Raw genomic sequence first — 10,535 nt, forward strand, 5'->3', positions numbered from 1 at the left:
GCCTCCCACTGCACCGTGCACAACTCACTGACATCAGCCCCCGAGATCTCAGTGGCCTTCACCAGCGACTCCGGACAGCCAAGCGCAAACCCCTAAGGTTCCAGTAAGCCCCAGCGTAGGATGCCGGCGTCATCCGCGCCGTGCACGGCGGCAGCGTCACAAGCAGCAACCCGCGGGGCGCCGAAGGAATAATCTCACACCCTCAATCGAGCGGACCTGTCCAGCCCAGGGGGAAGTGAAGGCGCCGACGGGACCTAGGCGCTGACAGCAGACCCTGTGGATCCGCACCTGGCCCCTGACTGTCCCTCAGGACCGACCGGATGTGGCCAGCGCAGCCAGCCGCATCCGGCAGGGATCGAGGTTTCAATCAGGCCACGGCTACCGCGGGAGCGGATCCGCCGGCAATACGACCCGGCGGGTCAGGAGCAGGTGCAGCGCCGCTCCACCGGAACGTCGGCCATCACCGATTCGACATGCTCGCCGCAGCCGGCCCAGGTGATCTTTCCACAGGTGTTGCAACGGACGGGACTGCACATTAGTACTCCTCAGATAGGTTGGCTACAACTACAATAATACCCCCTGGGGTATTGTTTGCCAAGCACTCTGGAGCCCTCTTGCATACCCCAAGGGGTATCTGACAGACTGTCAGGATGCCACCAATTCCCGGGTCCACAGGACCACGGCCCGCCGCATCCCTGGCCAGCCCCGCCGGCGGCGTCCCGTATCAACGCAAAGTAGTCTCCGTTCTCGTCGGGGGCCAGATTCTCGGCGGCATCGGCATGGGCGCCACGTTGTCCCTCGGCTCCCTGCTCGCGGCACAGCTTTCCGGATCGCCGGCATGGTCCGGCATGGCCGCCACGATGAGCACCCTCGGGGCTGCGGTCGCTGCCGTGCCCCTCGCCCGGCTCGCGGTTGCCCGGGGACGGCGGATATCGCTGTCCACCGGGGCGCTCATCGCCGGAACAGGTGCCGTCATTGCCATCACGTCGGCGTCGGTGTCGGTCTTTCCCCTGCTGCTGCTTGGACTGATGCTGCTCGGGGCGGGTTCCGCGGTCAACCTGCAGGCCAGGTTCGCCGCCACCGACCTTGCCCGGCCCGGCACCAGGGCGCGGGATCTCTCCATCGTCGTCTGGTCCACCACCATCGGTGCAGTGCTTGGCCCCAACCTCTTCGGTCCGGGCGAGGCCGTTGGTGCCGTGCTCGGCCTGCCGCCCCTGACGGGCGCCTTCGCCTTCTCTGTGGCCGCCCAGCTGGCGGCCGCCCTCGTGTACCTGACCGGGCTGCGCCCGGACCCGCTGCTTACTGTGATGTCGCTGCGCGACTCAAGCGTCGAGGCCCCCCGGCCGCGGAGTGGAACGCTGATACTGCGCAGCAACGCGAGTGCGCGCTACGCGGTGGCCGCCGTCGCACTCAGCCACGCCACCATGGTGGCGCTGATGTCCATGACACCGGTCCACCTGCGCGAACACGGAGCAAGCCTGGTTATCGTGGGCTTCACCATTAGTTTGCACATTGCGGGCATGTACGCCCTCTCCCCCGTGTTCGGGTGGTTGGCGGACAAAGTCGGGAGGCTGCCCGTCATAGTCCTGGGCCAGGCCATGCTCATGGCCTCCCTGATAATCGCAGGGTTCGGGGCGGACTCCCGTACCGGGGTCACGGTCAGCCTCATCCTGCTCGGACTCGGATGGTCAGCTTCGGTCGTGGCCGGTTCGGCCATGGTCGCGGAATCCGTCCACATCCAGGACCGGCCCGCCATCCAGGGCATCTCGGACCTCAGCATGAATGCCGCCGGCGCCCTCGGCGGGGCATTGGCGGGCCCGGTTCTTGCCTCAATGGGCTATTCGGGACTGGCTTTCCTCGCCATGGCCCTGGTGGCGGTCGTCCTCATCTGGACCGCACTGCACGCCCGCGGCACATCGGCGCCCCCACAACCCGTGCACAGCTAGGACCAGACATGGATACGGACAACGAGATCGAGGAAACAGTGGCGAGCGACAGTGGCCGAACAAAGGCCGGAGTAAGACATCAGCAGAGCGGTGACTTCGGTCTGCTGCGACGCTGGCGGCCGGTCCGCAGGGCCGGTGCAGGCATCGCCGCGGCCGCCGCCGCCGCCGTTGTCGTGTCGATGAACGGCATGATGAGCCCAACCGGTGCCGTGTGGTGGAATGCCGTCATTGTCGCCGCCGGCTCGGTTCTGGCCGGCCTGGTTGTCGGCAGCTACCTTGATGCACCCATCGGAGCCGGAGCCACCGTTTGCGACACCCGATGGCCCCTGATCGGCCTGACCGGACTGGTGATCGCAACATCCACCGGCCAAGGGACGCTGGCAGCCCATCTGTTCACCGGGGCCGCCCCCGTAGTTCTGGCCGGAGTGATCCAGCCTGCCTTCGCTTTCCTCTCACTTGCCCTTCTGGGATGGGCGCTGCGGGAGCGTCTCCAACTTGAGCGGACAGCCCTAACGCCCTCCACCGGCGGGGATTCCGGCGATGTGTGCACGACCTGCCGGCCGCTCTTTCCCATCAAAGCGGGCACCTCGAGAGGGCCTTCCACCTGACGTCACCGCGCATCACAGACGGACGTAGGCCCCCCCTTCCCACTGCCGCGTCCCCAGGTGCGCGATGGCAGCCGGGACCGAACCGACACCGGAGGACAACTCCCCCGGCGCCAGGCCCACACCGGGGCCCTGCACCACGACCTCGACTGGAACACCCGGAGGCAGTGCGGCCACCGCGTTGGCCGCGCTGCGCAGGGCGGCGGAGATTCCGGCGCTGTCGGCCGGTCCCGCGGAATGGACCAGGAGACCGCGTGCAGCTCCCGCGTCCCGGGCATTGTCTGAAGATCCGGTGTTCGGCATGAGAGCTCCTTTATCGACGGCGGGGCTTCAACACGGCCGAAACCTGCATCAGTTATTTCCCTTGCATGCTATGTGAAAGGCGGGAAAGCCCTGTGAATAAAACGAACCGCGTGACTTTGACAGCGGCGCTGTCCCAATGGCCGGCGCGCCGGTGGTTTGCTGCGGCAGCCGCCTCGGCCCTGACATATCTGGTGGTGGCGGTGCCCACCGATCTTATCGACACACCCTCGTTCAGCCGTGAAATCCCTCCCACGTGGTGGGCGTACCCCCCGCTGGGTATCACAGCGGTCCTTACCGGGCTGCTGGTGGCCACGTATGTGGCGCGTTCCCCGGTCGATGAGCTTCAGGGGGAGGGCATCGGAGGCCTTTCACGGTTCGGCGCTGCGGGTGCTGTTGTCTCGTTTTTCGCGGTGGGGTGCCCCGTCTGCAACAAGCTGGCACTACTGACGTTGGGCACCTCGGGCGCCCTGCAGTACTTCGCACCAATTCAGCCGTTCCTCGCTGCCGCCTCCGTCATCATGCTGGGTTGGGCCTTCCTCAAGCGGGCGGTTTCCGAGGACCGGTGCCCGGTGCCGTTGACCCGGTCCGCTCACTCCGCACCCGGGGGCTGATGCCGGCCGACGCGGCAGCGGGGCGCGTGTCGGCTCTGGCTGTTTGCCGCGTTCTGTGGGCCAAACTCCTGCAGACGTTGGTGATAGCAGGAGGCTGGTGGGGTGCCTCATCACCTGAGCATGGAGGCTGGCGGCCGGGCAAAGGGCGCGGTGGAGAACTGCGGTGCCGCGGCGTTCATCAGGCGTCCCCATTGGCCGCCGGCCATGTCGGCACCGTCAACGGCGGCATAGTACTTTCCGTTGATGGTGATGTTCTGGTTGACCCAGCGTGGTCCGATGCCCTGGTAGCTGCCGAACCATGATGCTGTGGAGATGCCCGAGGTGGCCCCGACGGTCCAGGTCATGGTGTTTCCGTCAGTGGTGCCGGTCTTGGCGAAGATGTCATAGCTCTTGTTGACCGGAATGTTGTAGCCGGAGCCTCGGGTCAGCACGTTTTTCAGGGCGTAGGTGACGCCGGCGGCGACATCAGGGTCCATGGCCTGCCGGCAGTCCGCACCGGGCACCGGGTAGGTGCGACCGTGCGGGCCGGTGACCGAGTCCAGGGCAACCGGGTCGCAATGCACTCCGTTTGCCGCGAATGTGGCGTAGGCGTTGGCCATGGACAGCGGTGCGACGTCCTGGGTACCGATCAGGTTCGCGATGCTGGACAGGTCGTAGGGCTGGTTGGTGTGTCCGTTCGCGACGCCTGCCGCCGTCGCCATTTTCTGGATGTTGCAGAAATCCACCTGGGCAGCGGACTGGAACGTGATGGTGTTGATCGACTGGTACAGGCCCTGCAGGACGCTCATCCGGTAGTAATGGTTGGGGTCATCGTTCGGCAGCGGGGTCTGGCCGAGTGCCGGGTCGTAGGATCCGGTGGTAACACCGCAGGAGTTCTTCCAGGGATATCCGGCTCTATAGACGCGGACCGATCCGTCCAGTTGGGTGGCCATTGATTTTCCGGAGTTGAGCCATTCCGCAAATATGAACGGCTTCATGGTGGAGCCGATCTGGAATCCGCCGGCGCCGTCGATCGGCTGGCCGGTGGCGTCTTTCTCGGGCAGGGCGAAGTTGCCCATGTAGTTTCCCGGCGCCGTGGCTGGGTTGTAGACGGTGTTCTGCGCCATGGTCAGAACCTTGCCGGTCCCGGGCTGGACGCTGACCAGCGAGGAGCCTCGCTGCAGGGGATCCGCGGCGGGCATGGAGGCGTTAACTTGCTCCTGAGCTACTTTTTAAAGCGCCGGGTCAAGTGTTGTGTGGATGGTGAGCCCGCCCAGATACAGGAGTTTCTTGCGGGCTGCTTCGTCGGCCCCGAAGGCGGGGTCGTTGAGGATCAGCCGCTGGACGTAGTCGCAGAAATACGGTGCCGTCACTGCGCCGAAGCAGCCCTGGCTGCTCGGATGGACGTTCAGTCCGATGGGCGCTTTCACGGCGGCGTCATGCTCGGGAGCGGTGATATGTCCTTGCTGGAGCATCTTGTCCAGGACTTCGTTCCTGCGGGCCACTACATGATCTGGTTCGGTGAGGGGATCATAGTAGACGGGACTGTTCACGACGCCGGCGAGGGCTGCGGCTTCAGACAGGGTCAGGGCGCTGGCAGGGACGTTGAAGTATTCTTCGGCCGCTGCCTCGATGCCGTAGGCGCCGTTGCCGAAATAGACGATGTTCAGGTAGCCCTGGAGGATCTGGTCCTTGGAGTACTTCGTCTCCAGGGCAATGGCGAGCTTCATTTCCCGCAGCTTGTCGCCGATGGTTTTGGAATAGCCGAGTTTGACCTGATCGATTTTGCCCTGGGTGACGAGGGATTCGATGATCATGTTGTTCACGTACTGTTGGGTGATGGTGGAGGCGCCCTGGCGCCCACCTTGGGCCGTCGCCACGAGTGCCCTGAGGATCCCGGTGGTGTCGATTCCGCCGTGCTGGTAGAATCGTGCGTCCTCGATGGAGACGATCCCGTCCCGGATGAACGGGGACATCTTGTCCAGGGAGACGGGTGCGCGGTTTTCCGCGTAAAAGGAAGCGATCACCGTCGCGTCGCTGGCCAGCACGGTAGAGGATTGGGGTGGTGCATTCAGGTCGAGGTCGTCGGGCAGCCGGTCAAACATGCCGATGGAATTGCTGAGGGCCGTTCCCGCCATGGCGGTCGCCGGGAGGAACAGTCCCGCCACCAGCACGCCGCAGAGAGCGCCGGCAACAACGAAGGAAAGTATCTTCCCCCATCGCGAGTCCTTACGTAGCATCCGTGTGATCCTTCGATGCGCGCCCGGACTCCGGCCCCGGGGCGGACGTCGGGGGTTGCCGGGCGGCGTCGACATCAGCGTCGGCGGCGAAGCCGGCGGAGGCAGCACCCGGGATTGCGACCGAGCGTCCGCGGCGGAACAACAGGACAAATCCGGCTGCGCCGGCCAGGAAGATCAGCGCCGCCACCCAGGTGTTCACCCGAAGCCCCAGGATCAGATTGGCGTAGTCCGAGCGCATCAATTCAAAGGCGAACCGCCCGGCCGTGTAGCCGGTGACATACAGAGCGAAAACGCTGCCGGCTCCGAGGCTGAAACGCCGGTCGAGTTGGAGAATGAGGAAGCCGACCGCCACGCACCAGAGGGACTCGTAAAGGAATGTGGGCTGGAAATAGCCGAGCACGACCGGAGCGCCGGAGGAATCGGTGAGCGCAGACCCGGTGGCGTAGTCCATCTGGTGGATCTGAAGTTTCCACGGCAACGTGGTCGGGTCCCCGTAGAGCTCGTTGTTGAACCAGTTTCCCCAACGGCCCAGGGCCTGGGCAAAGAGCACGCCCGGTGCCACCGCGTCCAGGAAGGCAACCAGGGAGACGTTTGCCCTGCGGCATCCTATCCACGCCCCCAAAACCCCAAATGCGACGGCGCCCCAGATGCCCAGGCCGCCGTCCCAGATGGCGAAGGCGTTCCAGGGGTTTCTGCCGGGAACGAAGTAGAGCTCCGGGTCTGTGATGACATGGTAGATCCGGCCGCCGATAATCCCCGCCGGGACCGCCCACAAACAGATGTCCATCACCTCCCCCGGACCGCCGCCACGTGCGGTCCAGCGCCGGGATCCCAGCCAGATGGCCACCAGAATGCCGGCCACGATGCAGAGGGCATAGAAGTGGATGGTCAGCGGGCCTCCGTGAATGGCACTGACGGTCGGGGACGGAATAAAGGAATCACTGGCAGTCATTATGGGTAAGGGTCCTGTCGGGAATGTCTGGGCCGGATGCTTGGAATTGAGGTCCCTCGGACCGGCCGGACGGAGAATGGTGCCACGGCCATCCGGAAGCCGAGTGCGGAGGGCGCCGTCCCTGCCGCCCCTCCACTAACGCCGGCGGCCGGGGAGTAGGCGCCGGCCCCGAGTGCTACGCCCAGCGGTGATCCCACAATTCTGGTCATGTTCGGCGACCCTCGGGAGAGCTGTGCTTCGACGCCCGCCATGCTGGACGTGAAAAAATTGTTTCCATCACAGAACTATTCTATATAGGGAATAGTAGCGCTAGGCTGGTCCCATGAACACGGCCGAGGTATCTGCACTTGAAACCGGGGCGGCCCAGACCGGCTCCGATGCCTGGTCCTTGACCGGCGCCATCACACGCTTGCGCCGGGTTCTGCGTTCGAGCGTGCGGCAGGAGTTTCCGTGGGAATCACTTCCCATGGCCCAGGTGGAAATGCTGCAGCGCCTGGCCGACGAACCAGGCCTTGGCGTCAGCGGACTGGCTGCACGCCAGCGACTGGCCACCAATACGGTCAGCAACCTGATCCAGCAGATGGTGACATCCGGACTCGTTGAACGCCTGACCCGCCCCGGCGATCGGCGCTCCGTAAGCCTCAACCTGAGCGCCAAGGGAACGGCCGTGCTCAGCGCCTGGCAGACAGCCAATGACCGCAGGCTCGGGCAGGCGCTTCAGCGTTTGCCCGGGACTTACCAGAAGGCGATCGAAGACGCTGTTCCCGCCCTTGCCGCCCTCGCTGCCTTGTTGGAAACCGACGAACAGATCCGGGACGGCGGTCGCACAGGTATAGACGCGGATCAATAACAGGCCAGGCGAGGAAGCCCCTGACCAACAAATACTGGCCCGTGCTCCTGCTCGACACAGCCGCGATCGCAGTCCTCATCATCCCGGCCTTGACGACGTCGTCGACCACGAACTCCATCGGCACGGGCAGACCGCGCAATTGGACATACCTCCGGGACGAGCCGGGACCGGAATATAGCCGGCGCGGATGTGGCCCAGAAAACCCGTTGGGGGTGGGCCATATCCCGTCGTTCCGACGACGGACCGCAGGCTTCTCGGGAGACCGACAGCGACCCCTCAGAGAACATCGGCGCGCACACCGTGGAGGCACCCGAAAGCGCACGAACGCCCGTCGAAAGGCAGATAGTCCGTCCCGACACCTCTTCGATCCCGTCCAGCCCGGGCAGGATTCCGGTCCTGCTCCAACAGTTCGCCGGCCGTGGTGGCCGTGGCATGAAACGTTTTGACACTCCCGCCGGAGTGAACCGCTGCAGTGCGCGGTAGGCTCACCTGGAGACGGGGGCCGCCGTGCGGCGCAGTCGTTGCCTCAAAATGAGCGCGCGGAGATGCTTCTCCAGCGGCCAAACCGAGGGGTGGGCATCACGGACTTCTGCTAAGTGCGGGGTGCGGGGGAATGAGTTTTGAATGGCAAAATACCAGCAGGAACTGACTCATATAGCTTTTCTGCTCGCTGACCTCGAGGTCAGCGAAGTCTGGTTAGGATACTTCGGCTCCGGGTGCAACCAGGATCTGTGGGCCGTCGACGCGTATCTAAACTCAACGATGCCGCTGCCCGCCCACGACTGCGATCTGCTTGCGGTGGTCCTCAATGAGCGCCTAACCGAACTCCACATGCCGCACCTCGCTTCCTACTGCCCTGGCTAAGGATGCGACACTCAACATCCAGTCCAGCCGCTTCATGTGTGTGCACTGAGCCGTCACGGGGCATGGCCCAGAGGACGTTCTGATCTCCGCTTTCCGGGGGCAGATTCGGGCATTCGGCCAGCATTCGGCAACTGGCTGGCCGTGGGGATCAGTTGTGCATATGAGCGCTTCGCAGGAAGGTGAAAATCCTGCGCGCGACGAGACGGGCCAGGCCGCCCAGTAGCGGCGTAATCGGCCTCTGTCTCAGGTAGCGGGCCTAGCCCGGCGGCTGGCTCATGGGACGGGCGGCCAGTTACGGCATGAGGGCGTGGATGTCTGGCCGGCCACCACGCCGGTCCCGGATCTTCCATCGCTCGATCGGGGATTCGACTGCTTCCTGGCTGCAGAAGCTGCCCATCCCGGTGTTCTGGCTATTGCCGACGTCGTAAGTTTCCCATCGCACCTAATGATCTGCTCCGGATCAGCTGCCAGGTCATGCCATTCCCCCGCACTCCTGCATGAACAGTTATCAGAGCGGAAATTCCGGACCGGCCGCAGCCCCAGGTCGTTCTAAAGAACAATCAGCAAATCATGTTGTACGCGGCCCTAGCCACCATGAAGTGGTGAACGCGAATACCCGACGGAAGGACGAATGAAGATGAACTCGAAGAAGAGACCCCGCAGGGCGGTACCCGGTCCGCTGTAGTCGGCCGCTCCCCCACACAACCAAATAGGTCTATCCGGGACCCCACACACCCAGAACATCAGGTCAGAGGCGAGAGTGTGCACAATGTGCACACGAAGAAATACAAAAAAACCCCTGACCTGCGGAGACACTGTGCCCGAGGTGGGACTCGAACCCTGTTCCAGCCCTTGAATTTCTGCGAATGCGGGAACTCGGCGTGGGGCCTCGGGCTTCTTTAAACGGATCACGCGCTGCTCCAGCATCGTGCGGCGGTCGTGGATCAGGGACCAAGTGATGGACGGATCTGAGGTCGGGGCATCGGTGGCCGGCACCTCATAGACACAGTCCAAGGTGAAGAGTTCGAGCCACTCCTCAAGGCGCCAGTCATCGAACATCGCAGCTTCGCGATAGAGGTAGTCTTCTATTTCGGCTCGCGAGACTGCGGTGCGCGCAGCCGCGGCGGCCAGTATCTGTTCATTCATGGTCTTCTCATCTGGAACGCATGAAAGAAGACCTCGCCTGGCAGATCGTCCAAAACCTGCGCCCGTCGCTGATCACGGACACGCAGAATGAAATCGAGGCGTTCACAATCCTCGTTCAGGCACAGGAGTCGCGGCTTGCCGAACTTCCCGCTAGCGAACAGGATTCCCTTCGGGAAGCCTCCGCCGTGCAGCGCAGGCTTCGCACCGCGATACCGACCGCCGTCGAAAAACCCTTCATACCAGTCGGAAGCTTGAGGATCCGACCAGGAACCAACGAGGACGACACATGAGTTCGAATCCGCCCAAAACAGCGGCCATGGTTCAACAACGAAGGAACGACAGCAAAGCCAAAAGACAAGCCGTCCTCGCCGCGATCGAGGCAATGGAACGGAACCGGACTCCCATCACGGTCGCGGAAGTCGCCCGTCGCGCCCATGTCAGCCCGTGGCTCGTCCGGCAGGAACCACTCCTCGCGGAAGTCAGAAACGCCCAGAAGCGGCTCTCCACCGGGGTGCACCACGGGGCCAGAGACTCAAACACTGGATCGATCCAGGTCGAGCGTGAGCTCCTGCGCCAGGAAGATCAGCGGCTCCACCACGAGACACGTATGCATAGGCAGCGCATCTCCGAACTGCTTGGGGACCAGATCGACGGCACGGACGCCGGGGGCCAACGCCTCCGCGTTCAGGAACTGACAGACCAAAACGCGGCTCTCCCCAAGCAGGCCAGCGAAGCAGCCCAGCAAGTCCATCAGTTGCAGCAGCAACTCGCAGCACTGTCCCCGGATCTGGATGCTGCCCACGCCGTTAACCGCTTCCTGATGGCAGAACTGAACCGATCAAGGAACCCGGTCCGTCGACCTGATCTTTAGCCTGGGATTCTCGCCTTTCCCGCCGGGGCCCGCTTGGCCCCCGGATCAGTGCTGGGGTGATGCCTGGGCCAGCAGCGCATCGCGGTGTGCTAGTGTTCCGTGTTAATGGTTTGTTTGCGTTTCATCTTGCCCAGGAGATACTCCGCTGATTTGGTCCAGGTGAATGGT

General features: G+C 63.9%; 12 protein-coding genes. 7 read left to right on the top strand and 5 right to left on the bottom strand.

Translation table 11 applies throughout. From position 1 onward, the window contains the following. The first annotated feature begins 650 nt into the window (after positions 1 to 650). Both BJQ90_RS06185 and BJQ90_RS06190 read left to right on the top strand, forming a co-directional pair. A complete protein-coding gene (locus BJQ90_RS06185) occupies positions 651 to 1,946 on the top strand; it encodes an MFS transporter (protein WP_226759427.1) in 1,296 nt (431 codons plus the stop codon). A gap of 8 nt (positions 1,947 to 1,954) precedes the next feature. Continuing rightward, complete coding sequence (locus BJQ90_RS06190) at positions 1,955 to 2,554, top strand: hypothetical protein (protein WP_226759428.1); 600 nt, start codon at positions 1,955 to 1,957, stop codon at positions 2,552 to 2,554. A gap of 12 nt (positions 2,555 to 2,566) precedes the next feature. Here BJQ90_RS06190 and BJQ90_RS06195 read toward each other — a convergent pair whose 3' ends face one another. Further along, on the bottom strand, positions 2,567 to 2,854 hold the full coding sequence (locus tag BJQ90_RS06195; RefSeq protein WP_226759429.1) for a hypothetical protein: 288 nt from the start codon (positions 2,852 to 2,854) through the stop codon (positions 2,567 to 2,569). A gap of 110 nt (positions 2,855 to 2,964) precedes the next feature. On the opposite strand from BJQ90_RS06195, the gene BJQ90_RS06200 reads away from it, so the two are divergent. Further along, entirely contained in the window at positions 2,965 to 3,465 is a 501-nt protein-coding gene (locus BJQ90_RS06200) for a hypothetical protein (RefSeq protein WP_226759430.1), read from the top strand. 110 nt (positions 3,466 to 3,575) lie between these two features. Here the strand turns inward: BJQ90_RS06200 and BJQ90_RS06205 are convergent, their stop codons facing one another. The 3 genes from BJQ90_RS06205 to lgt are packed head-to-tail and all read right to left on the bottom strand — an operon-like array spanning position 3,576 to position 6,636. Further along, positions 3,576 to 4,646 (bottom strand): penicillin-binding transpeptidase domain-containing protein, encoded by a 1,071-nt coding sequence (locus BJQ90_RS06205; protein WP_226759431.1) that lies wholly within the window; start codon positions 4,644 to 4,646, stop codon positions 3,576 to 3,578. 30 nt (positions 4,647 to 4,676) lie between these two features. Continuing rightward, positions 4,677 to 5,684 carry a transglycosylase domain-containing protein gene (locus BJQ90_RS06210; RefSeq protein ID WP_226759432.1) on the bottom strand — a complete coding sequence of 336 codons (1,008 nt, stop codon included), beginning with the start codon at positions 5,682 to 5,684 and terminating at the stop codon, positions 4,677 to 4,679. Beyond that, positions 5,674 to 6,636, bottom strand: coding sequence for a prolipoprotein diacylglyceryl transferase (lgt, locus tag BJQ90_RS06215; RefSeq protein ID WP_226759433.1), 963 nt, complete (start codon positions 6,634 to 6,636; stop codon positions 5,674 to 5,676). The genes BJQ90_RS06210 and lgt overlap by 11 nt, the downstream gene beginning before the upstream one ends. 322 nt (positions 6,637 to 6,958) lie before the next feature. On the opposite strand from lgt, the gene BJQ90_RS06220 reads away from it, so the two are divergent. Both BJQ90_RS06220 and BJQ90_RS06225 read left to right on the top strand, forming a co-directional pair. Beyond that, positions 6,959 to 7,486: a MarR family winged helix-turn-helix transcriptional regulator gene (locus BJQ90_RS06220; RefSeq protein WP_226759434.1), complete on the top strand. Its 528-nt coding sequence runs from the start codon at positions 6,959 to 6,961 to the stop codon at positions 7,484 to 7,486. 624 nt (positions 7,487 to 8,110) lie between these two features. Continuing rightward, positions 8,111 to 8,350 carry a hypothetical protein gene (locus BJQ90_RS06225; protein ID WP_226759435.1) on the top strand — a complete coding sequence of 80 codons (240 nt, stop codon included), beginning with the start codon at positions 8,111 to 8,113 and terminating at the stop codon, positions 8,348 to 8,350. Positions 8,351 to 8,935: 585 nt separating this feature from the next. Here the strand turns inward: BJQ90_RS06225 and BJQ90_RS06230 are convergent. Beyond that, a complete protein-coding gene (locus BJQ90_RS06230; RefSeq protein ID WP_226759436.1) occupies positions 8,936 to 9,496 on the bottom strand; it encodes an aromatic-ring-hydroxylating dioxygenase subunit beta in 561 nt (186 codons plus the stop codon). Between the two features lie 20 nt (positions 9,497 to 9,516). Here BJQ90_RS06230 and BJQ90_RS06235 point away from each other — a divergent pair, with 20 nt between their 5' ends. Together BJQ90_RS06235 and BJQ90_RS06240 are read left to right on the top strand one after the other, a co-directional pair. Next, positions 9,517 to 9,786 carry a hypothetical protein gene (locus BJQ90_RS06235; RefSeq protein WP_226759437.1) on the top strand — a complete coding sequence of 90 codons (270 nt, stop codon included), beginning with the start codon at positions 9,517 to 9,519 and terminating at the stop codon, positions 9,784 to 9,786. Further along, positions 9,783 to 10,367 carry a hypothetical protein gene (locus BJQ90_RS06240; protein WP_226759438.1) on the top strand — a complete coding sequence of 195 codons (585 nt, stop codon included), beginning with the start codon at positions 9,783 to 9,785 and terminating at the stop codon, positions 10,365 to 10,367. The genes BJQ90_RS06235 and BJQ90_RS06240 overlap by 4 nt, the downstream gene beginning before the upstream one ends. Positions 10,368 to 10,535: the final 168 nt, after the last annotated feature.

Source organism: Arthrobacter sp. SO3 (assembly GCF_020532825.1).
GTDB lineage: Bacteria > Actinomycetota > Actinomycetes > Actinomycetales > Micrococcaceae > Arthrobacter.

What these genes read in the sequence shown, in the direction of transcription:
- BJQ90_RS06185 (WP_226759427.1), top strand. Translation starts at nt 651, where the DNA reads ATGCCACCAATTCCCGGGTCCACAGGACCACGGCCCGCCGCATCCCTG.
- BJQ90_RS06190 (WP_226759428.1), top strand. Translation starts at nt 1,955, where the DNA reads ATGGATACGGACAACGAGATCGAGGAAACAGTGGCGAGCGACAGTGGC.
- BJQ90_RS06195 (WP_226759429.1), bottom strand. Translation starts at nt 2,854, where the DNA reads ATGCCGAACACCGGATCTTCAGACAATGCCCGGGACGCGGGAGCTGCA.
- BJQ90_RS06205 (WP_226759431.1), bottom strand. Translation starts at nt 4,646, where the DNA reads ATGCCCGCCGCGGATCCCCTGCAGCGAGGCTCCTCGCTGGTCAGCGTC.
- BJQ90_RS06210 (WP_226759432.1), bottom strand. Translation starts at nt 5,684, where the DNA reads ATGCTACGTAAGGACTCGCGATGGGGGAAGATACTTTCCTTCGTTGTT.
- lgt (WP_226759433.1), bottom strand. Translation starts at nt 6,636, where the DNA reads ATGACTGCCAGTGATTCCTTTATTCCGTCCCCGACCGTCAGTGCCATT.
- BJQ90_RS06220 (WP_226759434.1), top strand. Translation starts at nt 6,959, where the DNA reads ATGAACACGGCCGAGGTATCTGCACTTGAAACCGGGGCGGCCCAGACC.
- BJQ90_RS06225 (WP_226759435.1), top strand. Translation starts at nt 8,111, where the DNA reads ATGGCAAAATACCAGCAGGAACTGACTCATATAGCTTTTCTGCTCGCT.
- BJQ90_RS06230 (WP_226759436.1), bottom strand. Translation starts at nt 9,496, where the DNA reads ATGAATGAACAGATACTGGCCGCCGCGGCTGCGCGCACCGCAGTCTCG.
- BJQ90_RS06235 (WP_226759437.1), top strand. Translation starts at nt 9,517, where the DNA reads ATGAAAGAAGACCTCGCCTGGCAGATCGTCCAAAACCTGCGCCCGTCG.
- BJQ90_RS06240 (WP_226759438.1), top strand. Translation starts at nt 9,783, where the DNA reads ATGAGTTCGAATCCGCCCAAAACAGCGGCCATGGTTCAACAACGAAGG.